The organism is Comamonas sp. A23 (assembly GCF_004522605.1).
GTDB lineage: Bacteria > Pseudomonadota > Gammaproteobacteria > Burkholderiales > Burkholderiaceae_C > Comamonas > Comamonas thiooxydans.
Genome location: NZ_RSDT01000003.1, coordinates 565848 through 592081, shown reverse-complemented (window position 1 = coordinate 592081; position 26234 = coordinate 565848). Strand labels below are relative to the sequence as shown.

The following is a 26234-nucleotide window of genomic DNA, read 5'->3' as shown; positions in this document are numbered from 1 at the left end:
ACGCTTGCCACGCTCGCGTTTTTGTCAGCAATGAAAGCACCATGACCGACGAATCCAGCAAGCCGCCGCTGCACAACCTGCTCAAGGGCACCACCGACCAAGCCAGTGAACTGAACCGCCGCCGCTTTGTGCGCCAGATGGCCTGGAGCGCCGGCGCAATGTCCGTGCTGCCGCTCGCGGCCTGCGGCGGCGGCGATGGCAGCCAGACAGAGGTCAAGCCGGCCGACCCCGAAGTCCGCTTCGTCCATGGCCTGGCCAGCGGCGACCCTCTGTCCGACCGCGTGATGCTCTGGACCCGCGTCACCCCGCCCGCCGGCCACCAGGCAGACATTCCCGTGCAATGGGAGCTTGCCAGCGACGCGGCGTTCGCCTCCATCGTGGTGCGTGGCGAGAGCAGCGCCACCGCCGCCAGGGACTTCACGGTCAAGGTCGATGCAGCCGGCCTCAAGCCTGCCACGGTCTATCACTTCCGCTTCCGCGCCCATGGCGTAACTTCGGCGGCAGCACGCACGCGTACCCTGCCCACCGGCTCGGTGGCCCAGGTCAGACTGGCTGTCTTCTCCTGCGCCAACTACCCGGCCGGCTACTTCAATGTATACGCCGATGCGGCCAGGCGCAGCGACTTGGACGCCACGGTACACCTGGGCGACTACATCTATGAATACGCGCGCGGCGGCTATGCCTCGGCCCAGGCCGAGGCCATGGGTCGTCTGGTCAATCCTGCCGGAGAAATTCTCTCGCTGGCCGATTACCGCGAGCGCCATGCCCAGTACAAGAGCGATGCCGACCTGCAGGCCCTGCATGCCGCCGCGCCCATGATTGCCATCTGGGACGACCACGAATTTGCCAACGACACCTGGAATGCGGGAGCCGAGAATCACCAGCCCGGCGAGGGCGACTTCGCCATGCGTAAGGCGGCTGCCATGCAGGCCTACCACGAGTGGATGCCCACGCGCACCGCGAGCGCCGAGCTGATCTACCGCAGCTTCGACTTTGGCGATCTGGTCTCGCTGCACATGCTGGACACCCGCGTGATAGGCCGCGACAAGCAGCTGGACTATGCCGATTTCATGACCTCTGCCGGCATCGACTCGGCGGGCTTCACCACGGCCATGGCCAATCCGTCGCGTCAGCTGCTGGGGCAGACCCAGACACAGTGGCTGCAGCAGCAGATGGCGGCCTCCCGTGCCACCTGGCAGGTACTGGGCCAACAGGTGCTGATGGGGCGCATGAACATTCCCGCTCCCATACTCATGGAGACCATCCAAGCCGGCACGGGCGTATCGGTCTCGCAGTACGCAGCGCTGGTTGCCAAGGCGCAGACCGCGCCAGCCACACTCACGCCTCAGGAGCAGGCCATCCTGGCCCAGCCTTCGATCCCCTACAACCTGGACGCCTGGGATGGCTACCAGGCCGCGCGCGAGACCGTTCTGGGCTCCGCGCGTCAGCTCGGCAAGAAGCTGGTGGTGCTGGCCGGCGACACGCACAACGCCTGGGCCAGCGAGCTGCAGGACATGAACGGCAAGGCCGTGGGCGTGGAGTTTGCGACCTCCTCGGTCAGCTCGCCGGGCTTCGAGGAATACCTGCCGGGCGAAGACCCCGCCGCGCTGGCCGCTGCGCTGCAGCAGCTCATCAAGCCGCTCAAATACTGCGACACCTCGCGCCGCGGCTATATGCTGGTGACGGCCACGGCGGATGCCTGCCGCGCCGACTGGATATATGTGAACACCATCAGCAACCGCCAGTTCACCGCCAGCACCGAAGCCTCCATGAAAGTTCTGGCCAGCGCGCCAGGGCTGCTGGTCAAGGCTTGACCCCCCGGGCCGGCAAGGCGGAACAAACCCGCCCTCAGGGCCGCTGAAAAGCGGCTCTGGCGCGCTCCACTTCAGCTCTGGTGATGCAGCCCGGCGCATGGTCGTTGACCATGCCCATGGCCTGCATCAGCGCATACATGGTGGTCGGCCCGACAAACTTCCAGCCGCGCTTCTTGAGCTCCTTGGACAGGGTTTGCGACTCCGGCGTCTGGGCCTGAATGATCGTGCCTGTCGATGGCACAGCAGGCTGATAGCGCCAGAAGAACGCGGCCAGAGAGCCTTCGGCCTGGACCATTTCGATGGCCCGCTGGGCGTTGTTGATCACGGCTTCGATCTTGCCGCGGTGGCGCACGATACCCGCGTCCTGCAACAGGCGCTGCACATCGGCCTCGCCGAACTGCGCCACGCGATGAAAATCGAAACCCGCAAAGGCCGCGCGAAAGTTCTCGCGCTTGTTGAGAATGGTCAGCCAGCTCAGGCCGGACTGAAAGCCTTCCAGACAGAGTTTCTCGAACAGGCGCTGATCGCTGCCCACCGGAAATCCCCATTCGCGGTCGTGATAGTTCACATAGCCCGGCGTGGCCAGACACCAGCGGCAGCGCTGCTGGCCGTCTTCGGCGGACTGGGTGGGGGAGCGGGTCGGCGTGGTCTCGGTGGGTTCGGTACTCATGCCCAGCACTCTAACCAATGCAAAAGCCCTGCAGAGCGTTCTCTGCAGGGCTTTTTTTGATAGCTTCTTGCGCTTGATATCAAACGATTTCAGATATTAAACATATTGGAATCAATGAATATCAAGCGCTAACAGCTCACTTTTTATCCGTCTGAGCCAGGCGCGAATGGCGCATGCCATAGGCCATATAGATCACAGCACCCAGCGCCATCCAGCCCAGAAAGCGCAGCCAGGTCAGCGTGGTCAGATTCAGCATCAGATAAAAGCACAGCAGGGCTGAGAGCACTGGCAGCACAGGCACAAAAGGCACGCGGTAGCCGGCTCCGGCGTCGGGACGCTTTTTGCGCAGCACCAGCACGCCGATGCTGACCAGCACAAAGGCCGACAGCGTGCCGATGTTGATCATCTCCTCCAGCAGCTCCACCTTGGTAAAGCCTGCCAGCAGCGCCACGATCACGCCCACAGCCAGTTGCAGGCGAACCGGCGTCTTGCGCCTGGCCGATGTCACGCCCCAGCTGCGCGGCAGCAGGCCGTCGCGGCACAAGGCCAGCAACACGCGCGAGCTGCCCATCAGCAGCACCATGACCACGGTGGTCATGCCGATCAGCACGCCGACCGAGATGACCTGCGCCGCCCAGCCGGCGCCCACGGCAATGAATGCAGTGGCCAGCGACGGGTTCTCGGCCCTGGCCAGTGCCGTATAGGGCACCATGCCGGTCAGCGCCAGCGTGACCAGGATGTAGAGCACCGTCACCAGAACCAGCCCGCCGAGAATGCCGCGTGGCAGCGTGCGCTGCGGGTCCTTGACCTCTTCGGCCGAGGTTGCCACCACATCAAAGCCCAGAAAGGCGAAGAACACCAGCGATGCGCCCGAGATCACGCCCAGCCAGCCATACTGGCTGGGCTCGGCACCGAACAGCCAGGCCAGCATGGGCTGCCCCCACAGGTCACCGCTTACGCCATGAGCCACCACGGGCGGCTGTGCACTGGGTACAAAAGGCCTGAAGTTGTCGGTGTTCATGTAGGTGAAGCCGACGACGATCACAAACACGGTGATCGCTAGCTTGATGACGGTGAACAGGTTGTTGACCTTGGCCGAGACCTGGGTGCCTGCGATCAGCAAGGCCGTGAACACGGCCACGATGAAGAACGGCCCCCAGTTCAGCGAGAAGCCGCCGATCTCGACGCTCTGCGCGATCTCCAGCCCTGCCGTGGAGAACACGGCCGACAGATAGATACCCCAGTACTTGGCCAGCACGGCAGCGGCCGAGATCATCTCCAGCAGCAGATTCCAGCCAATGATCCAGGCCAGGCCCTCGCCCAGCGTCAGATAGGTATAGGTATAGGCGCTGCCCGTGACGGGCACGGTGGAGGCGAACTCCGCATAGCACATGATGGCCAGCGCGCAGGTCGCGGCCGCCAGAATGAAGGAGAAAATCACGGCCGGCCCGGCAAAGCTGCCGGCTGCGCGAGCGCCCACCGAGAAAATCCCTGCGCCCACGGCCACGGCCAGGCCCAGAATCATCAGATCGAAAACACCCAGCGTGCGCTGGAGCTGCCGGCCCGGCTCGTCGGAATCGGCCAGCGCCTGTTCAATGGTTTTGGTTTTCAGCCACTGCATGCATATCCCCGGGCTTTGAGAACGTGTTTACGATCTCTACGCAGCCGCGTTGGAGCGCAATCGGGATGAGTTCGAAGCGATGGCTCGCCGCTTGCACCGGGGTGCAAGCAAGAGACAGCGCACAGAAATCGCCCGATTTCGCTCCACCCCTTCGGGACAGTGTCTTTGCGGGCGGTCTGCGGCGTTGCGAATCCTCGCAATAGCACGGCTATTGCTGCGGTATCGCGCCTGGCATCCCATCCCGCAAAGCCACTGTCGCGGCGCGAGGAGATCGTAAACACGTTCTTAGCCACGCTTTTGGCGCGGCGTCTTCGGCCCGGTCCTTTTTGTCAAAAAGGCATCCTAGGGATTTCACCAGTGATGCGCAGATTCCCTGCAGCATCACCAGTCCATCTGCATGTTTTGTGCAGGCCCGGCTGCACACCCATCTCAAAACAGACTAGTCAGGCCCGCGTTTCACGAAGCCTGCACCACGCGCAAAAATCGCGCTGCAGTCCTGCATGCAAGCGAGCACTGACGCAGGATTCAAAAAGACCCGAGGCAGAGCGATCCTGCCCGGCTCAGATGCGTGGAGGCTGTGGCGGCACATCGGCCGGGCGAATCAGCAGGCAAAGCACTGGCACCAGCATCAGCGCAGTGACCACATCCAGCACATGGTGCTGATGCACCAGCATGGTTGAGGCGCAGATGGCAACGCTCCATAGCGCAATCACCAGACACAGTCCCCAGCGACCACGCTGCCATTGCGCCTGGCAGATGGCCAGACAGGTCAGCGCCGTGTAGACGATGTGCAAAGAGGGCAGCAGATTGTGCGGCTTGTCCACCAAGAACATGGTCGCAAAAATGCTGCGATAGGGCTCGAATTCGGGAATCGCGCGCTCGAAGGCCAAATTTGCCGGGAACAGCACGAAGATCAGACCGCAGATCAGCGTACCCAACACCTGGCGCTTGCCCAGCGCCGCCGTGCCGGGCTGCCCCACCAGCCAGAACGGCAGGGCCAGAAACGGGAAAAACGAGAAATAGACAAAGATGAATTCCGGCACCAGCGGAATCATGGCATCCCAGCGCGTGATGAAGTCATAGCGCTGGTCGCGCAGGCTGGCCAGCCAGTTGGCCGTAGGATAGATCGCGTAGGTGGCGATGTTCACCCATATGGCCCAGAAGACAAAGCCACGCTGGCGAGCCGGACCAGCCCCGGATCCGTGGACTGCCTGATCGGCGGGGCGAAGAGCGGGAGCACGCGCGGGTTTTGCCATGAGCGGATTATGAAAGCAAGGCCTGCCACCCTGCGTAGGCTGCAAAGCAAAAAAGGCTAGCAGCGCAAAGCGCTGGCAGCCTTGGAATTCACGCAGGATCTCGGCAACCGGGCCTACTGAGCCACAGCCGATGGCGCCTGAGCCGACAGCACCCAACGGGCCATCTGCAGAGAATCGGCCTCGCTGATCTGCGGGTGGCGCGGCATGATCACATTGCCCCAGACACCCACGCTGCCGCTGCGAATCTTGTCTGCCAGATAGCTCTGGGCATCGGCTTGCGAGCCGTACTTCTGTGCGATCTCCGTAAAGCCCGGGCCCACAAATTTGCGGTCCAGACCATGGCAGCGCATGCAATCTGCGCCCTCCACCAGCTTTCGGGCCGCCGCCAGCTCGGGCTTGGCAGCCACCAGCGCATCCGCCGCCTTCTCGGCCGTGCTGACCCGCATGATGCGCCAGCCGATATTGGCCACGCCCAGTGCCGACGCCAGCATGACCAGCCCGATCAGCCAGCCAATCCAGCGCGGCCTGGGCGGATAGTTTTCTTCGTCGTCGATGGGATCTGTCATACCAAGCACCAGATTCAAAAAAGAATGGCCAGCAAATGCCGGCCACAGAGCACAAAACTGGCGCGCCCTAAAACCAGAGACACCAAGGAAGCGCCGTCGCGCACCGAGGGTGTCGTCCCCCTCCGGCGCTCAGCGCCAGAGAGGGGGAAGGCGCGATAGTGCCTCAGGGGGAGCAATTAGTGCCTGAAGTGGCGCACGCCGGTGAACACCATGGCCACGCCACGCTCGTTGGCCGCATCGATCACTTCCTGATCGCGCATGGAGCCGCCAGGCTGGGCCACGCAGGTGGCACCGGCATCGACCACCACGTCCAGGCCGTCGCGGAAGGGGAAGAAGGCATCCGACGCCACGACGGTGTTCTGCAGCGACAGCTTGGCGGCTTCGGCCTTGATGGAGGCGATGCGGGCCGAATCCAGGCGCGACATCTGACCTGCGCCCACGCCCATGGTCATGCCGTTCTTGCAGAAGACGATGGCATTGGACTTGACGAACTTGGCCACGTTCCAGGCGAACAGCAGGTCCTGAAGCTCTTCGGGGGTAGGCTGCTTGACGGTCACGACCTTGAGGTCGGCCAGCTTGAGCTCATGGTTGTCCGAGGTCTGCAGCAGCAGGCCCGAGCCGATGCGCTTGGACTCGATGGCGTTGCGCCCGTTGTCCCAGTCGGTTGCGCCGCCGGCGGGCAGAGCGATCTTCATCAGGCGCACATTGACCTTGGCCTTGAAGATTTCCAGGGCTTCGGCGCTGAACTCGGGAGCCATCAGCACTTCGACGAACTGCTTGGACACGGCTTCGGCAGCGGCCTTGTCCACAGCGCGGTTGAAGGCGATGATGCCGCCGAAGGCGCTGGTGGGGTCGGTCTGGAAGGCCTTGGAATAGGCTTCGAAGGCGTTGGCACCCACGGCCACGCCGCAGGGGTTGGCGTGCTTGACGATCACGCAGGCAGGGGTGTCAAAGCTCTTGACGCATTCCCAGGCCGCGTCGGCGTCGGCGATATTGTTGTAGCTCAGCTCCTTGCCCTGCAGCTGCACGCCCGTGGCCAGCGAGCCGGGAGCGGGGTACAGATCGCGGTACCAGGCGGCTTGCTGGTGGCTGTTTTCACCGTAGCGCAGATCCTGCACCTTGATGAAATGGCCGTTGGACTGGCCGCCGAACAGGGCGCGCTCGGGCACATATTCTTCGCTGAGCTTTTCGTCTTCGAACTTGACGCTAGACAGATAGTCGCTGATCGCTCCGTCGTACTGGGCAATGCGGTTGAAGGCCGCCACGGACAGCGCAAAACGCAGCTTGTCGGACAGCTTGCCATTCGCCTTGAGTTCGGCCAGCACGGCTTCGTACTGGTCGGCAGCGGTCAGAACGCCCACATCCTTCCAGTTCTTGGCGGCGGAGCGCACCATGGCGGGGCCGCCGATATCGATGTTCTCGATGGCGTCGGCCAGCGTGCAGCCAGCCTTGGCCACGGTGGCTTCAAAGGGGTAGAGGTTCACGACCAGCAGATCGATGGTCTCGATGCCATGTTCCTTCAAAGCAGCCATGTGCTCGGGCAGTTCGCGGCGAGCCAGCAGACCACCGTGCACCATGGGGTGCAAGGTCTTGACGCGGCCGTCCAGCATCTCGGGGAATCGGGTGACTTCGGCGACTTCGGTCACGGGCAGGCCCACGCCTGCCAGCAGCTTGGCGGTGCCACCGGTGGACAGCAGTTGCACACCAAGAGCGTGCAGGGCTTGCGCAAATTCGACGATACCGGTCTTGTCAGAGACGGAGATCAGAGCTTTCATGGGCGTCAATTCAAAGTTTGGATAAAAACAAGCTGCAAGTGCAGATATATCAAGCGCTTGCAGCTATGGATTTGGTAGCTTCGTCGTTCAGAGCAATTCGTGATCGACCAGTTTTTTGCGCAGGGTGTTGCGATTCAGGCCCAGCCATTCGGCGGCGCGCGACTGGTTGTTGTCGGCCTGGCCCATCACCACTTCCAGCAGCGGTTTTTCGACAAGACGAATCACCATGTCGTAGACATTGGCCGGTGTTTCGCCCTCGAGATCGCGGAAATAGCCCTCCAGGCTATCGCGAACGACTTGTTCTAAATTCTGATTGCTCATGCAGCCATTTCTGCCGGTTCGTCCAGCTCGCTGCTTGCTTCAGCAGCGGCCGTGGCCGCCGGGATCCGCTCCATCTGCTGCCCCAGGGCATCCAGATAGTCGGCCACGGCCTGCCATTGCACCGCACAGTCCTCAATAGTGTTGATGTGTTTTCTGAACTCTTCCCCGCCCGGCAGAGCTCGCAGATACCACGCAATATGCTTGCGGGCGCTGCGCACGCCGACTCCCTCGCCATACAGGCTGTAGTGATCTTGCAAATGTTCGAGCAGCAGACGACGCAGCTCGGCCACCAGAGGAGGAGCCAGATGCTCGCCCGTGGCCAGAAAGTGCGCGATCTCGCGAAAGATCCACGGCCTGCCCTGGGCTGCACGGCCGACCATGATGGCGTCCGCCCCCGTATAGGCCAGCACATCGCGGGCCTTTTCAGGGCTGTTGACATCGCCATTGGCCACCACGGGCACTTTGACGGCCTGCTTGACGGCCGCAATCGTGTCGTACTCGGCAAAGCCCTTGTAGCCCTGCTCGCGCGTGCGGCCGTGCACGGTCAGCATCTGGATGCCGACATCTTCAAACTGGCGCGCCAGCAGAACTGCGTTCTTGTGCGTATCGCACCAGCCTGTGCGCATCTTCAGGGTGACGGGCACGTTGTAGGGACGTGCTGCCTCCACCACGGCCTGGGCAATTTCCACGGCCAGCGGCTCGTTCTGCATCAGAGCGGAACCCGCCCATTTGTTGCAGACCTTCTTGGCCGGACAGCCCATGTTGATGTCGATGATCTGCGCGCCGCGCTCGATGTTGTAGATGGCAGCCTCGGCCATCATGGGCGCTTCGGTGCCGGCAATCTGGACCGAGATCGGCCCAGGCTCGCCTTCATGGTTGGCACGGCGACTGGTCTTGAGACTGTTCCACAAGTCCTTGCGGCTGGTCACCATCTCGCTGACCGCATAACCGGCCCCCAGTGCCTTGCACAGCTGACGAAACGGCCGGTCCGTCACACCCGCCATGGGAGCGACAAACAGACGATTTGCCAATGGAATATGACCAATGTGCAGGGCGGGCATGGAGAGAGTTTGGTTTCTGCGGCAGGCAATGTCTGGCACAGACCGGGCGCTGGAAAAGAGGGGGCAATTATACCTGCTCAAATTTTCAGCAAAACCAAACTCCATGCATCACCCTGCGAGGCGAGTCACTATCGGGCAATGCAGCACCGGCGTCTCAGTTTTTACGCACCGGCATATCAAAGTACTGCTCGGGATAGGGCTCGCTGACCAGCGTGTAATGCCACCACTCCTCTGGCAGGTTCTTCCATCCGTTGCGCTGCATCAGGCTGCGCAGCCAGCGGCGGTTGTGCTGCACATCGGGCGATTGCTGGGCATTGTCGGTATGCGACTGCTCGTCAAAGAGATCGAAGGGCGTTCCCATGTCCACTTCGATACCGTCGGCCAGCGGGCCACGCACCAGCTTTCTGGCGCGCTTGGCATCCACCACCAGCAGCGTCATGTCCACGGTGCTGGCACGGCTGTGACCCGATTTCTCGGCGATATAGCCACGCTTGAAGAGCTCGCTCTTGGGCACGCGCGGGTAATACATGTCCTTGTTTTTCTGATCGGCCATATCGCGCCCCCAGCGCACAAAGTCGTCGACGGCCGCCTGGGGTCGGTAACAGTCATAGACCTTCAGAGCCAGCCCCTGTCCAGCCAGTTCCTTTTGAACAGCTGCCAGAGATTCGGCAGCCACGCGGCTGAGCCAGCAAACCCCGGCTTCGTAGCCAGCCACGGGGCGGCCCATGAAGTTGTGCTTGGAGACATAGCGCATGTCCTGCTTGATGCCGGGCGCCAGCGTCGCCAGCGGCACCAGATCGGCAGCCACCGTGACTGCTGATCTGGCATCGGACGGCGCGATGGTCTTTATGTTCGATGCGCAACCAGCTATCAAAAGCAAAACGACCGCCAGGCCTGCGGCCTGACTCGATCGCATCATTTTTTTTAGAGGGCTGAAAGCCATTCCTACTCCCATTGATCTGGCGTTACCGGATAACACCTGTGTACGCATTTGGATAAGAAACCATATATCAACAGCCTGCAACTATGGCCGATGACCGAGAAATGACAGGATGCAAAGTTCAGGGAATTGAGCGACCCGCCTAAACTAGCCGCCCTATGGAAGCGTGGATACATCAGTTGCTGCAATGGCTGGCCCTGCCGGAGCTGGGCCTTAGCACCGTGTTTGTCGTGGCCCTGGTCTCGGCCACCCTGCTGCCGCTGGGTTCTGAGCCCGTGGTGGCCGCACTGGTCTCAGCCAACCCCGATCTGTTCTGGCCCGCCATTGTGGTCGCCACGGCGGGCAACACGCTGGGTGGGGCCATCAGCTGGTGGATGGGACTGGCCGCCAACCAGGCCTGGAACAAGGCCAAAAAGCTGCGCCGACATGGAGAGCCGCCGCCCCAGAACATGCACCACAAGTCACGCTGGAACCGCATCGCCCGTTACTGGCTGCGTAAATACGGCGCCAAGGCCTGCCTGCTGAGCTGGCTGCCCGTCGTCGGCGACCCGCTATGCGCGGTCGCCGGCTGGGTGCGCCTGCCTTTCTGGCCCTGCGTCGCCTATATGGCAGTTGGAAAATTCCTGCGCTATACCTTGATGACGGCAGGCCTGCACCAGATCATCCAGCGGTTTTTCTAGATCAGAACTCGGTGTGCAAACGCACAGCCAGTGCGTTGACGGGCCCACGGTCCGCGTTGTATGCAGGGTTGCGGATATGCTGCCAGTCAAAGCTGATGCTGGATTGTTTGCTGATCCCCACGCTGTAGAACATCTCGAGAATATTCTCGGGCTTGTAGTTCAGACGCCCGTCACCAATGAACGCCCCCACCCCGCCCTCTGCCAGATACTGACGGTGTGTGGACGAGAGGAAATTGCGCGCCACGCCTATGCCCAGCGTATCGTTCGCCCGTCCCCATTTGCGCCCCTGGATCAGCAGACCCGCAGAAAGAGAACGGTCGATTTCCGTGAAGGCATAGATTTCCGTCTTGCCATCGGCCCAGCTGCCACGGGCAAAAAGACCCACGTCATCACTCAGCGCCTGCTCCAGGTTGATGCCGAAGCCTTGCTTGCTTCTGGCACCGTAGCGCGCAACATTCAGATCCGGCACCGCCCCGGTCTGCGCCGCCAGGTTGAGTGCATCGTCATAGCGCGTCATCACGGCGTGGTTGCGAAAGACCAAAGCACGCAACTTGCCCGGCTGGCCCGCCAGCGTGTGCGCGTGGGCTACTTCCAGCTGATCGCCGTAGTGTTTGAAAATTCGATAGTCCAGCGGCTGGCCGTTGGGCTCCTTGGGCTGGATGAAGCGACCGAAGCGCACCTCCCAGTCGTCGTGAAACCACTCCAGCACCGCCCCCCAGCTGTAACCTCTGGCATCTGCGGCATAGTCAAACGCGCCTTGAGTCATCAGCGACCAGTTCATGAACTGCGTGCGCGGATCATGGCTGTAGCGGTTGTCGTCAAAGATATCGATGACCGCCAGATTGCCCACCGTGAGCACAGTACGACGCTTGTCCACCATGCCCGCCAACTGCCTTGCCTCCGACTCCACCGCCTCTTGCTCGCCGCCATGACTCCAGGTCTGGCGCAAGAATGCACGGGCGCGATAGAGCTTCAATCTTGCTCCCGAAGTTTTGGCCAATTCCCCATTGGTAAAGCCACCCAGGCCTGCCAGACCCGACAGAGGAATGCCCTGCGCGCCTTCCAGATCAAGATAGACCTCCCCCCCGGCCCATGGACGGTATCCAAGAGATGCAGTGGTCGTGAAGGAGTAACTGCGCTCGCGCCCCGGCAACAGGCTTTTCTCTCCGGTATAGGGTGCAGAAAAGGACGGCTTGCGCTGCCAGACATAGGTGGCCTGGAACTTGGCATTCCACCTCTCAGGCTCTGTGTTTACCCCACCCGCATCAGCTGCTGACGCTGCTGCAGAGGCTTCTTCACTGCCTGCATGGACTGGCTCTGCACTCTGCTGCGCATGAGCAGGCTGCCCCCATATCATGCACAAGGACATCAAACTGCCCGTGCAAAGCTTGGCGAAACCAATTTTGTTATTGAATGTTCTTTGCTGACGCATTGACCGCTCCTGGCGAACCCGCCATTGTGAACTGGCAAACCCGCACACGCTCCAGAAAATTCGTGCGCAATCTGCACATGGAAACCGACACGAACAATTCTTACGTTCGCCGTACCGGCACCCGCGACGCCTGCTGCGCCCGCGAAGTAACAGTCCGGCAGGCCAACCATGTGGCTGCCATCAGCGGATGCTCAGCTTCTCCAGCATGCGCACCAGCTCGGCAACCGAGCCAGCTTCCATCTTGCGCATGGCTTGAGATCGCCTGACTTTGATGGTGATTTCGCTGACATCCAGCTCTCCCGCGATCTGCTTGTTGAGCATGCCTCGCACCACGCCAATCAACACCGACTGCTCCCCACTGGACAGCGAATTCCAACGCGAACGCAACTCCAGCAACTGCCCATCCTGCGCACGGCGCTGGCGATCAAGGGCAATACCTTGCTGTATGGCATCGAGCAAGTCCTGATCGCGAAACGGCTTGGTCAGAAACTCTATGGCCCCGGTCTTCATGGCCTCCACGCTCATGGGAATATCGCCATGGCCGGTGATGAAGATGGTAGGGAAACGCAGCCCCTGCTCCAGCATCTGGCGCCTGAACTCCATACCGCTCTGGCCCGGCATGCGGATGTCCAGCACCAGACAGGCCGGCCCCTCGGGCGGGCTCAGCTCCAGATGGGCGAGAAAGTCGCGCGTCGCACCGAAGGCGGACACGGCCAGTCCCACGGAGAGAAGCAAATCCTCGATGGCCGCGCGCACCGAGGCGTCGTCATCGATCACATACACGGTTTCGAGCTCAGCCAAGCTTGTGTCCTCCTGATGCGGGATCACCCGAGGCGGCGAGAGCCGCGATGGTCACATGAAACACGGCGCCGCTGTGCCCGTCCTCTCGCTCTGTGGCCCAGATGCGGCCACCGTTGGCCTCGGCCATGTGGCGACTGATGTTCAACCCCAGACCCATGCCCTCACGCTTGGTGCTCCAGAAGGCATCGAACAAATGGCTTTTGGCCAGCGGCGATAGCCCCTCTCCCGCATCGGTGACTGTCAGCACCAGCTGCTGGCCCAAGGCCTGGGTAGCCACGGCAATGCGCCGCTGCACGGCCGGCGTTTCCTGCATGGCGTCCATGGCGTTGAGCAGCAGATTGCCCAGCACCTGCAAAAACTGCACTCGGTCGCACCAGGCCGGCGCCAGACCCGGCGCCAGTTGCAGGTCCATGGCAATGGCGCGCTGGTTCAGGTCCGCGCCCGACAGATTCACCATCTCGCGCACTGCCTCGTTGAGATCGAACTTCTGCTTGCTCGGTGCCTCGCCGCGCGCCATGGAGCGGATACGCGCAATGACCTCGCTGGCGCGCTGCGCATCACCCAGGATGCGCTCCAGCGCCTGACCGGCTTTTTCGAGATTCGGTGGCTGCTGAGCCAGCCAGCGCTGGCTGGCATTGCCGCTGGTGACGATGGCGGCCAGCGGCTGGTTGACCTCATGGGCGATCGAGGCCGTCACCTGTCCCAGGCTGGTGGCCTGAGTGATGCGCAGCAACTGGGTCTGTGCTGCGTGGGCCGCATTCTGGGCGGCCACCATCTTCAGGCCCAGATAGGCTGTGATAACGATGGCCAGGATGCTGATGCCCGTGTTGATGAGTCCGGTTCGGTAGGCGCCAGCCGGCGTCAGCGCAAAGCTGGCCAGGGTGAGCGCTATGCACAGCGCCGTGGTGCCTATCACCAGGCGCGGGCTGAACCAGCGCACCGCCACGAGGATGACGGCCGTGTGGAACACGGCCGCGGCCACCGCATACTCGGTCAGCGTATCCAGCGCGAAGATGGCTGCCATGGTCGCTGCCATGCCGGCCAGGATCAGGGCCCGGCGCAGATGCAGGAAGCGTTGCGGTTTGGCTGTCATGGCATGCAGAGCGGATCTCAGAGCGTGAAAGACCCGTTGATTGTGGCGCAAGATGCGCGCACGCTAGCCCTGCCCGCCTACTCCACTCATCACAGCGCAGGCCGCTGGCCTATGCTCAGTTGCAGATCGACCGTAGCCTTGGCCAGATCAGCATTGGCCTGCAGATAGCCGAGGTAGGCATCATCGGCCGAGCGCTGGGCCGACAGCAGCTCCAGCAATGAAGCCTGGCCGTGACGGTAGGACAGTCGGATGCTCTCGAGCACGCGCTGCGCATCCGCCAGCACATTGCTGCGATAGCGCTCCACATTCTCCTGCGCCGCCGCGAAACGGAAGTAGGCGGAGCGCACATCAGCCTCGGCCTTGTGCTGCGACTGCTGCAGCCCCAGCATGGCCTGGGTCACGATGGCCTCGGCCTGCAACACCTCACCGCGGTTCAGGCGCGAGAACGGGATGGGCACGCTCACCGAGACCGACAACATGCGCGAGCGGTTGTTCGCATCGAAGACATTGCCTTTGGCGTCCACACCCGCAGACGTGGCTGGTATGGCGGTCAATCCCACGGCCAGCGTGGGATTGACCCAACGGTTGGCCTGGGCCAGGCCGGCATTGTCGCGCGCATTGTCCAGCGTGGCCTGGGCCACGCGCACATCGCTGCGCACATGCAGAGCCTGGGTCACCAGGACATCGATGCTCTTGTCGTTCGCAAAGGGCTGGAAATCGCATTGCAGCTCGTCGGTGCCGAAAATCTCCAGGATCTTGCGCCCCAGCGGCACGCTCAGGGCCAGACGTGAGGTCTGGGCATCGGCCCGCGCCTGCGTCACGTCGGCCTGGAACTGGTCGCGCTCCACGCGCGACTGCCGCCACTCTACGGTGCCGACGTCGCCGGCCTTGCGTCGCACCTCGTTGGCCTTGACCACATCGGACAGAGCATTGAGCGTCTGCTCCTTGCGCTCCAGCGCCTGGCGATCGCGGCAGGCCTGTGTGAAGTCCTGGGCAGCATCGGAGAACAGCTGGGTGCGGAATCCCTCGACCTCAGCCTCGGCCAGCCGCACCTGGCTGCGTGCGGCGCGAATGCGAGCCGAGCGCTTGCCGCCGGTCTCCAGCTCCATGCTGAGTTCATAGGTCCGATTCTGCGGGCGCGGCAGGCCGCTATTGACCTGCTCGCGCGCAGCGCCCAGCGAGAGCTGGGGATCGGGTCGTATGCCCGCGATGCCGACGCCAGCCCGGGCCGACACCACGTTCTGCTGCTGTGATTGCAGGTCCAGGCTGTGCTGCTCGACAGCGCTCAGATAGTCGCTGAAGCGCAGCCCGGCGGCGGCAGGCTGCGCCGCGGCCTGGGCCAATGCCGTGCCACCCAGGCCCAGCGTCGCCAGCAGCAGAGCCAGGCGCTTGAGGGAAAGAAAGGGAAATTGCATGGTGCTTCCAAGTTGGTAGGTATCGCGCGGGCCCGGACTCAGGGGGCCATGCGCTCCGCGGCGGCCGATGTCGTCACCGGAGCGGCATCCTCGTCGTCGAGTTCCCCGCGCTCGGCCGCTCGCCGGCGCTTGCGCTCAAGCGCACGCTGGGCACGCAGCTCGATCACGTAATAGAGATTGGGCAGCAGCAGCAGGGTAAGCAAGGTGGCGCTGGCCAGACCACAGACCACCACGGTGGCCAGCGGCCGCTGCACATCACTGCCCAGGCCCGTAGCAAGCATGGCCGGCATGAGACCGAAGGCTGCCACCGTGGCCGTCATCAGCACCGGACGCATACGGCTTGATGCCCCCTCGAGCACGGCATCGCGCAACTCCAGACCGTCCTCGCGACGCAGCCGGTTGATCTGCGAAACCATGAGCACGCCCGACAGCACGGCCACACCGAACAGCGCGATGAAACCCACGGCACTCGAGACATTGAGCGTCATGCCGCGCAGATGCAGTCCGGCAAAGCCGCCGATCATGGCCAGCGGCACCACGCCCAGCACCAGCAGCGGCTGGCGCAGATTGCCGAACTCGCCGAACAGCAGCACCAGCATGATGCCCAGCGTCAGTGGCAGGATGACCAGCAGCCGTGCCTCGGCACGCTGCAGGTTCTCGAACTGGCCGCCCCACTCGATATGGGTCTTCTGGTGGTCGTACTGGAGCTGGGCATCGAGAGCCTCATGCGCATCCTTGAGGAAGCCCGCGAGATCACGGCCGCGCACATTGAGCTTGACCAGAATGTGGCGCTCGCCGCCCTCGCGCACGATCACGCTCTGTCCCACCGTGGTGCTGATGCGCGCCACATCGGCCAACGGCACCTGGGCGCCATTGGCAGCGGCCAGACGCAGCGCGCCTATGGCTTCGGGGTCACTGCGAGTGCCGGGCGCGAAGCGCACCGTCATGTCGTAGCTGCGTTCACCCACGTAGAGCTGGCCTATGGAGGCCCCACCCACACCCGTGGAGATCAGCTGGGCCACATCGGCCGCGTTGATGCCGTAGCGCGCGGCTGCCGCACGGTCCAGGTCTATGCGCAGATTGGGCAGCGGCGGCTCGATGTCCACGGCCACGTCGGCTGCACCGGGCACCTTGGACAGAATGCCCACCATCTCGTCGGCCACGCGCCGGTCCTCGCCCAGGTCCTGGCCGTAGACCTTCACGGTCAGGTCGCTGTGCGCCCCCGAGAGCTTGTCCTGCACGCCGTCGATCATGGGCTGCATGAAGCCCACGGTATAGCCAGGCATCCTCTCGAAGTGCTCAGCCATCTTGGCAATCAGTTGCTGCTTGTTCAGGCCCGACTTCCATTGATCGTAAGGATGCAGGCCCACGCTGGCCTCGATGTGCGAAGGCGTCCAGTAATCGGTGCCGTCGTCGTTGCGTCCAGTCTGGGTCACGACATAGGACACCTCGGGGAACTCCAGCGTGGCCCGACGCAGCTCGTCGGCCATGTCGCGGGCTTTGTCCAGCGTGATGCCGGGAGGCATCTGCACCTGCAGCCAGATCGAGCCCTCGTCCAGATAAGGCAGGAAGTCGCGGCCTATGGTGCCGGCCAGCAGCACCAGCGCCACCATCGCCGCCGCCACGGCCCCTACCAGCCAACGCATCTTCCCCACAGCGTCGCTGAGAAAGCGGTCATAGCGCTCGCCCAGGAAGTAGAGCACGGGGTTGTGGAAGATCTTGCGCGGACGGCGAAAGGCCATCCAGGCCAGGCCCGGCGTGAGCAGCAGCGCCACGGCCAGCGCTCCCACCAGGGCCGCCCCCACGGCACTGGCCATGGGCGAGAACAGCTTGTACTCGATGCGCTCGAAACCGAACAGCGGCAGATAGGCAGCGGCGATCACGCACATGCCGAAGAAGATGGGGCGCGCCACCTGCAGCGTGGCCGAGATGGCATCGCGCGGCGTCAAGGGCTTGTCCTTCTGGGCCTCGCGGCGGCGCAGAATGTTCTCGACCACGACCACAGCACCGTCCACCAAAATACCGAAATCTATGGCTCCCAGCGACAGCAGATTTGCCGGGATCCTGGCGTGATGCATGAAGACGAAGGCCAGCAGCAGCGCCATGGGAATCGTCAGCGCCACGATCAGCGCCGCGCGCGGGCTGCCGAGGAACAGCAGCAGCACCAGGGTCACGACGATCATGCCTTCGGCCAGGGTCTTGCCCACGGTATGCGTGGTGCGCTCGATCAGCGTGGTGCGGTCCAGATAGGGCACGACCTTGACGTCGGGCGGCAGCAGCTTCTCGTTGAGCTCCTTCACTGCGGCATGGATGCCTGCCAGCGCCTTGGAGGGGTTCGCGTCCTTGAGCAGCAGCACGATGCCTTCCAGCGTGTCGGAGTTGTCGTCCTTGCCCAGAATGCCGCGGCGCTCCACATTGCCATAGGTCAGGCGCCCCAGGTCCTTGACCAGAATCGGCGTGCCGTTGTCCGAGGTCTTGACCACCACATTGCCCATGTCGTCGAGCGATCTCAGCAGGCCCACGCCGCGCACCACATAAGAGACTTCGCCACGGTCTATGACGCTGCCGCCGCCGCTGGCGTTGTTGGCATTGAGGGCCTCGATCACCTGGGACAGGGTCAGCCCGTACTGCAGCAGGCGCGCGGGGTCGAGTTCGAGCATGAACTGCGTGGTCAGGCCGCCAAAATTCGTCACGTCCACCACGGACTGTGCTTTCTTGAGGCGCGGAATCACCACCCACTGCTGCAGCTCGGACAACTCGCGCAGGCTGTGTGTGGGGCTTTCCAGCGTATAGCGGTAGACCTCGCCCGTGGGCGAGCTGTAGGGGTCGAGCGCGGCGCGCGCGCCATAGGGAAGATCGACCTCGTCCATGCGCTCCTTGAGGCGCTGGCGCGCCCAGTAGCCATCGACCCCATCCTCGAACACCACGGTGATCAGCGACAGGCCGAACAGACTGCGCGAACGCAGCACATGCATGGCCGGTGTGGCCAGCAGCGCACGCTCCAGCGGAATCGTGATCTGCTGCTCGATTTCCTCGGCCGCCAGACCCGGCACCTGGGTGACGATCTGCGAGGTCACATCGGCGATGTCGGGATAGGCCTCGAGCGGCAGCTGCTTCCAGCTGAACCCGCCATACAGGGCTGCAAAGATGAAGATCAGCCACACCACGCCGCGACGTGCAAAACTGAGATTGACGATGCGCTCGATCATTGCAGCAGCACTCCACCGTTGACGACGATGCGCTCGCCGGCCGCCAGGCCCGAGCGGATCTCCACCTTGCCATCCTGCTGCACGCCGACCTGCACGTCGCGTGGCTCAAAGCGGGCGCCCTTGTCCGTGCGCCCCTTGTCTACGAACACCCGTGAGCTCACATTGCCCTGGAGCAGCGCCGTGGTCGGCACCATGAGGGCGTCACGACCCGGTCCGTCGAAGCTCACGCGCGCAAACATACCCGGGCGCAACCGCCCTGCGCGGTTGTCCACGGCCACGCGCACCTTGACGCTGCGCGTGGCGGCATCAACGATCTCACCCACGTATTGCACACGGCCTTCGAGCTTGAGGTCGGGATAAGCGGTCAGCGCGATATGCGCTTGCTGGCCCACATCCACATGGGCTAGGTCGCGCTCGGGCACGCTGGCGCTGAGCCAGACCTTGCTGAGATCGGCCACGGTCATCACCGAGGCATTCACGTCGTTCCAATAGCCGCCCTGCGAGCCCGCCATTTCCACCACGCGTCCGCTGATCGGCGACTTGATCACATAGCTGCCGCGCGAGCTGGCCTGCACATCGGCACCAAGCTGAGCCAGGCGGTCGCTCGCAGCGCGCGCATCGGCGCTGGCTGCGGCCAGCGCCTGCTGCGCGGCCTCGTAGTCCTTGCGCGCCGCGATCTCGGCATCAAACAGCAGCTTCTGGCGGTCGAACTCCTGACGCGCCAGCAGCAGCGCGGACTGGGCCTTGGCATTGTCCGCCCGAGCGACCGAGATATCGGAGGAGTCCATGGTGATCAAGGCCTCGCCGACCTTGACCGGGTCGCCGAGCTGTCGATGCAGATGCACCAGCCGGCCCGCGACCGGAGGCGTGATCTTGACCATCTTTTCAGGCTCGGCCTCGATATTCGCCGGCGCCGAGATCAGGGTTTGGACCTGCTCCTGGGTGGCCTGTGCCAGCCTCAGCTGCGCCAGCACTGGAGATTGCGACGGCACCACGACCAGATTGCCTTCGCGGTGCAGCGCAGGCCGGCTATCGGCAGCGGCGGCCGGCGTCTGTTTGTCGCCGTTGCAGGCAGCGAGTGCCAGACACAACAGCAGGCAGGCAGGCCCCACGGGACTGCAGGAGTTCAGGGCTTGTTTCATAAGCAGCAAACAATGGCATCGATATGGCCAGGGCAGGTCCCGGCCCAGGATTGATCCTGTCTCGCCCTCGCAACTTCTTGAATACAGAAGCAGCTTTGCAGCAGGACAGAGAAGCGGGAGAGCATGAGGAAGCCGCGCGCCATAGCGCCGTCAAGGAATGGGCATCCAAAGGTAGCTTCTTCATGCGATGGGCGGCAAAGCATGCCGCCGTGGCGCCAGGGTCTGGTGCCCTGATCCCCGCCTTTGATTATCAAACCCGCCAGTCGACAAAGCGAGCCTGCCTTGGGAAGAGAGGCTTGGCTTTTGGTTGGCCACAGCTATACCTTCGTATAGCTAACTTGTCATATGCCTGAAACAGAACAGGCCACCTTTGCAGGTGGCCCGTCAAGAACATGGGCATCCGGCGTCGACCGCTGGCCTGCGCTCAATCAACCGTGAGTCCGAGCTGCGCGGTCACGGCCGCATAGCGCTCGATATCGGCTGCGATGAGCTTGCCGAACTGGGCGGCAGACTCCCCGGCCGGGGTATAGCCCTGCTCGCGCAGCGCCTGCTGCATCTCTGGCTCGGCCAGTATCTGCGTCAGCATCTGGTGCAGACGGGCTATCACAGGCTCCGGCGTGGCAGCCGGCGCCAGCAAGCCATGCCACTGCTCTACGGCAAAACCGGCCAGGCCCTGCTCGGCCATCGTGGGGACATCGGGCAGGGATGCGACGCGGGCCGGCGCCGTGACAGCGATGGCCCGCACGCGGCCTGCATCTATCAGGGGCGCGGCGCTGCTGACTGTGACCACGGCCACAGGTAGCTGTGTTGCGGCTACTGCAGTGATGGCCGGGCCGCAACCCTTGTAAGGCACATGCTGGAGGCTTGCATGGGCGGCCTGAGCCAGCATCTCACCCGCCATATGCTGGGGTGTGCCGTTGCCGCAGGAGGCAAATGGCAAAGGCTGGCCAACGCTCGCTCCGGCCAGCGCATCGTGCAGATTGCGCACGCTGCTTTGGCTGGGAACCACCAGCACCGAAGCGATGCTGCCGACGTTGAACACAGCCTTGAAGTCCCGGCGTGGGTCGAAGTCCAGATGCCGGTAGACGCCGGGATTGATGGCAAACGAGCTGTTGGCCATGAGCAGCGTGGCGCCGTCGGGTGCTGCCTCGGCCACTGCGCTCGCTCCGATATTGCCGCTGGCGCCGGGCCGGTTCTCCACCACGACGGACTGGCCCAAACGCTGCTGCATGGCCGCGCCCAAGCGACGCGCCAGCAGGTCCGTGCCACCGCCTGGCGGAAAGGTCACAACGATGGTGATGGGCTTTTCAAGGCGCACGGCAGCCGCACCCGTGCGTGCCAGCCATAGCCCGGCAGCCGCACTGACCAGCATTGCGGCCGCCAGAATCCAGGCTCCGCGCGCCCTAACAAACTGCTGTGTGATAGGCATAAGCGCTTTTCCTATTGATTTCCAGCGTCCACAAAACTGGCGCAACCCGGGCCAGGGGTGCCAAGCAAGGGCCGCCCCGCAGCAATGGCGCCGTCCCCCTTCCAGGGGGAAGCCGCGCAGCGGCTCAGGGGGTATCTCATTTCAAGCGTCCAAGCCTATATCGAGCACGCGCGCGCTGTGCGTGAGCCAGCCCACGGCAATCTGGTCCACGCCCGTGGCAGCCACGGCAGCTGCGGTTTCGGGGGTAATACGCCCCGAGGCTTCGGTGATGGCCCGGCCCTTGCACATGCCGACCGCAGTGCGCAAATCATCCAGACCCATATTGTCCAGCAGCACTACATCCACGCCCAGTTGCAGCGCCACATCCAGCTGGGCCAGCGTATCCACTTCCAGCTCGATCTTGATCATATGTCCCACGCCGGCACGAGCACGCCCCACAGCCGTGGCGACATCACCGGCCAGCGCAATGTGGTTGTCCTTGATGAGTACGGCGTCGTCCAGGCCAAAACGGTGGTTGCTGCCGCCACCGACACGCACGGCGTACTTCTGCAAGGCTCGCAGGCCCGGCATGGTCTTGCGCGTACAGGTCACTCGGGTGCCGAAGGGCTTGATGGCCTCTGCAATCGAATGCGTGGCGCTGGCCACGCCGCTGAGATGGCAAAGGTAGTTGAGCGCCGTACGCTCGGCCGTGAGAATGGCTCGGCTTTTGCCACGAATGCGGGCGATCTCCATGCCTGGCTGCAGCAGCGTGCCGTCTGCGCAGCGGACGTCAAACTCCATGCGAGCATCCATCAGCACAAAGGCCAGACGAGCCAGATCAAGTCCGGCCAAGATGCCATCCTGCCTGGCCACCAGACGCAACTCGCCCATCGCATCGGCAGGAACAATGGTGTCGGTGGTCAAGTCTGCGGCGCGTCCCAGATCTTCCAGCAAGGCCATGCGTACCAGCGGCTCCAGCATTACATCGGGCAGGGATGGGACGGGCAAGGCTGCAATTTTATTAATGCTCATTTTGAGTATTTTTAGTTCAATAAAAAACGCAAAGACTTCCAGATCGCTTTCAGGCCTTACGCAAACGGACTTATGCTAAGTCTGAGCATTATTTAAGTCAAGCCGCTTCCGCAGTTAAAACAGTCCTCCATCCCAAGAGTGGTTCAGGGGCTAATGACTTCTTGCCAGCGGCAGCTTGTTGCCAGCAATGGCGCGCTCCAGCATTACATTGCGTCGGAAGCGGAACAGCTTGGCCGGGCGGCCCGCACCTACGGCCGTCATCTGGCCTGTTTCCTCAACCAGCGCCTGCTGCTCGATCAGGCGCCGGAAGTTCTGCTTGTGCAAGCCGCGCCCCGCCAATGCCTCCACCGTCTGTTGCAACTGCAGCAGCGAGAATTCCTCGGGCATCAGCTCAAACACCACGGGCCGGTATTTGATCTTGGCGCGCAAACGGGCCATGCCGGTAGCCAGAATGCGGCGGTGATCATTACTCATGGCGGCACCGGGCAGCAATTCGGCCGCGCGTGCTTCATCGCCCTCGCCCCAGGCTTCGGGCACCACACCTGCCTCAAACAGCAGCTCGTAGCGCTGCAGAACCAGCTCCTCGTTCCATTCGTGCTCATCAAGGCCAAAAGTCATTGAAGCTCTTTGCCAGCGTGCGCTTCTAGCTACACTATCTGAAGCAGCTTCGCTCCAGGCATGCAGCGCTGGCGCAATGCGCTCGGCAATCACGCCGGGCATCCCGTCGCGCCAGTCCTCCCAGGGAAAGTAGCGGTACCAGTCCTGCCAGCCCGGCTGTGCGGCACCGACCTCATCCAGTTCCTGAGTCAGCGCCAGATAGCTGATGGAGATGACATGCATGCCCAGCTGCTGCGAGCGCTCCCGGTCTGCGAAGGTGTAGAGCTGCTCCACAAAGCCCAGAGGATGGTGGGTCTGTTTCTCCACCCAGGCACGCAAGCTGGCCTGCAGCGAGCGGTGGTTGCTGGTAAAAGGCCCGGCAGGCAAGGCTCGCCCGGACCCGGTGGTCAGGATACGGGGCTGGCCACCCGTGACGGCAACCAGCACTGCCACCAGATCGGCCTGCACGGAATGCAGTTCGGAATTGTTCAAACCACTCAAAAGCTATGAAGACGAGGACAGGGAGGAATAGCAAATTCTACGGTGAGGCAGCCCCTGCCCACGGCTTATCCGGACTCTTCCCCGAAAAGGTCAAGGAATCGCCCTGCGCCAGCAACTCGGGCGCTTGCACCAAAGGCATGTTCATCGACCCCGTGGCGATGGCCACCTGATTGCGCCCCCTATGCTTGGCCCTGTAGAGCGCCGCATCTGCGCGCTTGAGCAGATCGTCCTCGGTTTCGCCTGGCTCCCAGAGCCCAACCCCTAAAGAAATGGTGAAACGCCCCACCTCGGGATCTGCGCATTCCGCCACGGCACAGCGAATGCGCTCTGCCAATCCTGCGGCCACACCGAGGCTGGCATCCGAGAGGACGATCAGGAACTCCTCCCCGCCCCAGCGCACGGCATGGTCATAGCGACGAACCTTGCCGGAAAGCACATGTGCCACCATCTTGAGCACGCGATCTCCGGCGACATGGCCAAAGCGGTCGTTGACCTGCTTGAAAAGATCGATATCGCCCAATATCACGCCATAAGGCCGCAGCTGATTCTGAGCCTGGAGCTGGTTGCGCTTGAGCTCGGTCTCGCCTGCATGGCGGTTGAGCAAGCCCGTCAGCTTGTCGCGGTTTGCGCGCTCGCGCAGCTCCATCTCTCGCTGCACCATGCGGCTGATGTCCTTGGATGCCCCTACATAGTGGCTGATCTGCCCTGACTCGTCGCGCAGAGCTGCAATGCTTTGCTCGGCGTAGTACACGCCGCCGCTTTTGTGACGGTTGATGAAGGTGGCGCGAAAATTGTGGCCAAGACTCAATGCTTCCTGCAACTGGGCATAGAACTCCGGCTCATGCAGGCCCGAGCGCAGCATCTCGGTGGGCTGGCCCAGCAGTTCCGCCGCGCTATAGCCCGTGAGAGCTTCAAAAGCCTGGTTGACAAAGACGATGGTGGAGTCGCGATCCGTGATCAAGATGCCGTCATTGGTCGCATTCAATGCCCTGGCGAGCAGCGCGCGCTCCTGCTCGGCCTGCACACGCTCCGAAATATCGCGCTGCACCGCCACAAAGTGCCGAATGACGCCCTTCTCATCACGCACGGGGGAAATATTCCACTCCACGTGGTAGGTGCTGCCGTCCTTGCGGTAGTTCACCACACTGCCCTGAAATGGCAGGCCTTGCTCCAGAGACTCATGCAAACGCTGCAATACCAGTTGATCCGTCAGCGGCCCCTGCAACATGCGCGGCGAGCGGCCCAGAAGCTCTGCTTCGGTGTATCCGGTCATCTCGCACATGGCTGCATTGCAGTACTCGATGACAGCCCCCTCTTCATCCAACCTGGCATCGGTAATCATCACTGCGCAAAAGGACTGAGCCATGGCGATCTCCAGCAACTGGCCGGTGATCGTTCGCTTTGCGATGGCATTGGCACGAATCATGTTTGAACCTCGAGCGCGCTTGCAGTCGTGAAGGCTCATTATTCGTTACTTTGCGTCACTTGCGTATACCAAAAACATCAGCATCTCAGCTTGCCCACGCCAAGCTGCCCTCGGCTGTGCAGCCACCAGGCCATAAACCGGAAATTTCCGGGCTTTTCCCGTTGGCTGAGCTGCCCGCTTCCCTTCCCGCGCTCATTACCCATGGTCAGGGACATCGATAGCTCAAACCACGCATATCCGATACCTGCATGGCACGAATACTGAACACCGCCTCGGGATGCAATCGGATGGATGGCAGCTGCCAGCTTCTGGCCGACCGTAATGGGAACACAGGGCAGCCCCCTAACACCTGGTTTTGCATTGCCGAAGCCACCGAGCGGCAAACCGGGGGGGGAAGGCTGCAACTCCAGTGGCGTGCCACAGTCATTTCCATGATTCCTGGAAGCAATCATCAATGGAAAGAAAGCATGGTTGCCGGCTTCAAGGGCAAGACCGTTCTGGTGACCGGCAGTGGCTCCGGCATAGGCCGGGGCACGCATCGTGACTGCCGAAATCCAGCTCTAGCGCGAATGATCATCTCCCGGCCTCCCTGGCTTTTCAGCGGGAGTTTTCGACATGTGACGACCGAGAACATACGGGTCTTTATAGAATCGGGCATGGATATCGACAAGATCAAGGGCCGTCTGGCCTTTCTGCAAGAAGCGGAAAAGCTCAAGAGCGTGCTCCGAAGCGCACACACGTCGACAGGCAGGACGGAGAGTACCGCCGAACATACTTGGCGCCTGTGCCTGATGGCGATGACATTCGAGGACGAGCTGGCCGGCATGGACATGCTCAAGCTGCTGAAAATGTGCCTTGTGCATGATTTGGGCGAAGCGATTCACGGAGACATTCCTGCCATCGAAAAAGACCAGCACCCTGACAAAAGCGAGCAGGAAAAGGCCGACCTGCTGCATCTCACACGCTCTCTCGATAAGTCGCACCAAGCCGAGATCCTCTCGCTTTGGCAGGAGTATGAGGATGCCGCATCGCCCGAAGCCAAAGCCGTAAAGGCACTGGACAAGCTGGAGACCATTCTTCAGCACAACCAGGGAGCCAACCCGGCCGACTTCGACTACGGATTCAATCTGACCTACGGTCAGAAGCACACCAGCGCCGAACCTCTGTTTTCATTGATGCGCAGGATCCTCGACGAAGGCACACGCCAGAGAATGGCCGAAGCCTCCCGCAATCCTGGCCAGTCGCTCTAGGCCACCGTCAAGCGACTGCCGGCAAGGCATTTCTTGTCTGAGAGTGAGTGTTGCAAAGCAGCCCTTGGTCGTCGCAATCGAGCTGCTGCATCGTGCTCGGGTGAGCAGCAGCGTACGGGAATCGACAATCACAGCAGTTGGAATGGTTCGACTGCTCCCCAAAACCTGACTCTTCGATTTTTCATACGGCCTCGGTCGAGCACAGCCGCAGCTTTAAGCCAGAA

At 62.5% G+C, this 26234-nt stretch carries 21 protein-coding genes; 3 read left to right on the top strand and 18 right to left on the bottom strand.

Annotated features, from left to right (window positions below; genetic code table 11):
• The first annotated feature begins 41 nt into the window (after nucleotides 1-41).
• A complete protein-coding gene (locus EIC84_RS10965; RefSeq protein ID WP_034363598.1) occupies nucleotides 42-1814 on the top strand; it encodes an alkaline phosphatase in 1773 nt (590 codons plus the stop codon).
• Nucleotides 1815-1848: 34 nt separating this feature from the next.
• Here EIC84_RS10965 and EIC84_RS10960 read toward each other — a convergent pair whose 3' ends face one another.
• The 8 genes from EIC84_RS10960 to EIC84_RS10925 form a co-directional block, all read right to left on the bottom strand.
• A complete protein-coding gene (locus EIC84_RS10960; RefSeq protein WP_003071146.1) occupies nucleotides 1849-2484 on the bottom strand; it encodes a DNA-3-methyladenine glycosylase I in 636 nt (211 codons plus the stop codon).
• A gap of 136 nt (nucleotides 2485-2620) precedes the next feature.
• Complete coding sequence (locus EIC84_RS10955; protein ID WP_003071145.1) at nucleotides 2621-4105, bottom strand: amino acid permease; 1485 nt, start codon at nucleotides 4103-4105, stop codon at nucleotides 2621-2623.
• A 560-nt stretch (nucleotides 4106-4665) separates the two neighbouring features.
• Complete coding sequence (locus EIC84_RS10950) at nucleotides 4666-5361, bottom strand: hypothetical protein (RefSeq protein WP_237704525.1); 696 nt, start codon at nucleotides 5359-5361, stop codon at nucleotides 4666-4668.
• Nucleotides 5362-5474: 113 nt separating this feature from the next.
• A complete protein-coding gene (locus EIC84_RS10945) occupies nucleotides 5475-5927 on the bottom strand; it encodes a c-type cytochrome (protein ID WP_003071141.1) in 453 nt (150 codons plus the stop codon).
• A 176-nt stretch (nucleotides 5928-6103) separates the two neighbouring features.
• A complete protein-coding gene (gene purH / locus EIC84_RS10940) occupies nucleotides 6104-7702 on the bottom strand; it encodes a bifunctional phosphoribosylaminoimidazolecarboxamide formyltransferase/IMP cyclohydrolase (RefSeq protein WP_003071138.1) in 1599 nt (532 codons plus the stop codon).
• A gap of 87 nt (nucleotides 7703-7789) precedes the next feature.
• A complete protein-coding gene (locus EIC84_RS10935) occupies nucleotides 7790-8023 on the bottom strand; it encodes a Fis family transcriptional regulator (protein WP_003071135.1) in 234 nt (77 codons plus the stop codon).
• Entirely contained in the window at nucleotides 8020-9084 is a 1065-nt protein-coding gene (dusB, locus tag EIC84_RS10930) for a tRNA dihydrouridine synthase DusB (RefSeq protein WP_003071134.1), read from the bottom strand. The genes EIC84_RS10935 and dusB overlap by 4 nt, the downstream gene beginning before the upstream one ends.
• 154 nt (nucleotides 9085-9238) lie before the next feature.
• Nucleotides 9239-9892 carry a M15 family metallopeptidase gene (locus EIC84_RS10925; protein WP_003071132.1) on the bottom strand — a complete coding sequence of 218 codons (654 nt, stop codon included), beginning with the start codon at nucleotides 9890-9892 and terminating at the stop codon, nucleotides 9239-9241.
• Nucleotides 9893-10182: 290 nt separating this feature from the next.
• Here EIC84_RS10925 and EIC84_RS10920 point away from each other — a divergent pair, with 290 nt between their 5' ends.
• Nucleotides 10183-10704 carry a YqaA family protein gene (locus tag EIC84_RS10920; protein ID WP_042437679.1) on the top strand — a complete coding sequence of 174 codons (522 nt, stop codon included), beginning with the start codon at nucleotides 10183-10185 and terminating at the stop codon, nucleotides 10702-10704.
• A gap of 1 nt (nucleotide 10705) precedes the next feature.
• Here the strand turns inward: EIC84_RS10920 and EIC84_RS10915 are convergent, their stop codons facing one another.
• The 10 genes from EIC84_RS10915 to EIC84_RS10870 all read right to left on the bottom strand — a co-directional run bounded on the left by EIC84_RS10915 (nucleotide 10706) and on the right by EIC84_RS10870 (nucleotide 24760).
• Complete coding sequence (locus EIC84_RS10915) at nucleotides 10706-12073, bottom strand: carbohydrate porin (RefSeq protein ID WP_237704524.1); 1368 nt, start codon at nucleotides 12071-12073, stop codon at nucleotides 10706-10708.
• Nucleotides 12074-12316: 243 nt separating this feature from the next.
• Complete coding sequence (locus EIC84_RS10910) at nucleotides 12317-12937, bottom strand: response regulator transcription factor (protein WP_003071126.1); 621 nt, start codon at nucleotides 12935-12937, stop codon at nucleotides 12317-12319.
• Nucleotides 12930-14030 carry a sensor histidine kinase gene (locus tag EIC84_RS10905; protein ID WP_003071124.1) on the bottom strand — a complete coding sequence of 367 codons (1101 nt, stop codon included), beginning with the start codon at nucleotides 14028-14030 and terminating at the stop codon, nucleotides 12930-12932. Before EIC84_RS10905 ends, EIC84_RS10910 begins: the two co-directional genes overlap by 8 nt.
• Nucleotides 14031-14119: 89 nt before the next feature.
• Nucleotides 14120-15445, bottom strand: coding sequence for a TolC family protein (locus EIC84_RS10900; protein ID WP_003071121.1), 1326 nt, complete (start codon nucleotides 15443-15445; stop codon nucleotides 14120-14122).
• 38 nt (nucleotides 15446-15483) lie between these two features.
• The gene (locus EIC84_RS10895; protein WP_003071119.1) at nucleotides 15484-18654 is read right to left on the bottom strand and encodes an efflux RND transporter permease subunit; all 3171 of its coding nucleotides are present in this window, start codon (nucleotides 18652-18654) and stop codon (nucleotides 15484-15486) included.
• Nucleotides 18651-19796: an efflux RND transporter periplasmic adaptor subunit gene (locus tag EIC84_RS10890; RefSeq protein ID WP_003071117.1), complete on the bottom strand. Its 1146-nt coding sequence runs from the start codon at nucleotides 19794-19796 to the stop codon at nucleotides 18651-18653. The genes EIC84_RS10895 and EIC84_RS10890 overlap by 4 nt, the downstream gene beginning before the upstream one ends.
• 424 nt (nucleotides 19797-20220) lie before the next feature.
• Nucleotides 20221-21225, bottom strand: a complete 1005-nt coding sequence (locus tag EIC84_RS10885) for a tripartite tricarboxylate transporter substrate binding protein (RefSeq protein WP_003071115.1) — start codon at nucleotides 21223-21225, stop codon at nucleotides 20221-20223.
• Nucleotides 21226-21366: 141 nt separating this feature from the next.
• A complete protein-coding gene (gene nadC / locus EIC84_RS10880; protein WP_034363541.1) occupies nucleotides 21367-22236 on the bottom strand; it encodes a carboxylating nicotinate-nucleotide diphosphorylase in 870 nt (289 codons plus the stop codon).
• 150 nt (nucleotides 22237-22386) lie between these two features.
• Nucleotides 22387-23325 carry a hypothetical protein gene (locus EIC84_RS10875; protein ID WP_003071111.1) on the bottom strand — a complete coding sequence of 313 codons (939 nt, stop codon included), beginning with the start codon at nucleotides 23323-23325 and terminating at the stop codon, nucleotides 22387-22389.
• 46 nt (nucleotides 23326-23371) lie between these two features.
• Entirely contained in the window at nucleotides 23372-24760 is a 1389-nt protein-coding gene (locus EIC84_RS10870) for a GGDEF domain-containing protein (protein ID WP_003071107.1), read from the bottom strand.
• Between the two features lie 656 nt (nucleotides 24761-25416).
• On the opposite strand from EIC84_RS10870, the gene EIC84_RS10865 reads away from it, so the two are divergent.
• A complete protein-coding gene (locus tag EIC84_RS10865; RefSeq protein ID WP_034363595.1) occupies nucleotides 25417-26010 on the top strand; it encodes an HD domain-containing protein in 594 nt (197 codons plus the stop codon).
• Nucleotides 26011-26234 lie beyond the last annotated feature (224 nt).

Bases quoted from the DNA above. Each gene is read 5' to 3' on its own strand.
- EIC84_RS10965 (WP_034363598.1), top strand. From the start codon at position 42: ATGACCGACGAATCCAGCAAGCCGCCGCTGCACAACCTGCTCAAGGGC.
- EIC84_RS10960 (WP_003071146.1), bottom strand. From the start codon at position 2,484: ATGAGTACCGAACCCACCGAGACCACGCCGACCCGCTCCCCCACCCAG.
- EIC84_RS10955 (WP_003071145.1), bottom strand. From the start codon at position 4,105: ATGCAGTGGCTGAAAACCAAAACCATTGAACAGGCGCTGGCCGATTCC.
- EIC84_RS10950 (WP_237704525.1), bottom strand. From the start codon at position 5,361: ATGGCAAAACCCGCGCGTGCTCCCGCTCTTCGCCCCGCCGATCAGGCA.
- EIC84_RS10945 (WP_003071141.1), bottom strand. From the start codon at position 5,927: ATGACAGATCCCATCGACGACGAAGAAAACTATCCGCCCAGGCCGCGC.
- purH (WP_003071138.1), bottom strand. From the start codon at position 7,702: ATGAAAGCTCTGATCTCCGTCTCTGACAAGACCGGTATCGTCGAATTT.
- EIC84_RS10935 (WP_003071135.1), bottom strand. From the start codon at position 8,023: ATGAGCAATCAGAATTTAGAACAAGTCGTTCGCGATAGCCTGGAGGGC.
- dusB (WP_003071134.1), bottom strand. From the start codon at position 9,084: ATGCCCGCCCTGCACATTGGTCATATTCCATTGGCAAATCGTCTGTTT.
- EIC84_RS10920 (WP_042437679.1), top strand. From the start codon at position 10,183: ATGGAAGCGTGGATACATCAGTTGCTGCAATGGCTGGCCCTGCCGGAG.
- EIC84_RS10915 (WP_237704524.1), bottom strand. From the start codon at position 12,073: ATGTCCTTGTGCATGATATGGGGGCAGCCTGCTCATGCGCAGCAGAGT.
- EIC84_RS10905 (WP_003071124.1), bottom strand. From the start codon at position 14,030: ATGACAGCCAAACCGCAACGCTTCCTGCATCTGCGCCGGGCCCTGATC.
- EIC84_RS10900 (WP_003071121.1), bottom strand. From the start codon at position 15,445: ATGCAATTTCCCTTTCTTTCCCTCAAGCGCCTGGCTCTGCTGCTGGCG.
- EIC84_RS10895 (WP_003071119.1), bottom strand. From the start codon at position 18,654: ATGATCGAGCGCATCGTCAATCTCAGTTTTGCACGTCGCGGCGTGGTG.
- EIC84_RS10890 (WP_003071117.1), bottom strand. From the start codon at position 19,796: ATGAAACAAGCCCTGAACTCCTGCAGTCCCGTGGGGCCTGCCTGCCTG.
- EIC84_RS10885 (WP_003071115.1), bottom strand. From the start codon at position 21,225: ATGCCTATCACACAGCAGTTTGTTAGGGCGCGCGGAGCCTGGATTCTG.
- nadC (WP_034363541.1), bottom strand. From the start codon at position 22,236: ATGAGCATTAATAAAATTGCAGCCTTGCCCGTCCCATCCCTGCCCGAT.
- EIC84_RS10870 (WP_003071107.1), bottom strand. From the start codon at position 24,760: ATGATTCGTGCCAATGCCATCGCAAAGCGAACGATCACCGGCCAGTTG.
- EIC84_RS10865 (WP_034363595.1), top strand. From the start codon at position 25,417: ATGGATATCGACAAGATCAAGGGCCGTCTGGCCTTTCTGCAAGAAGCG.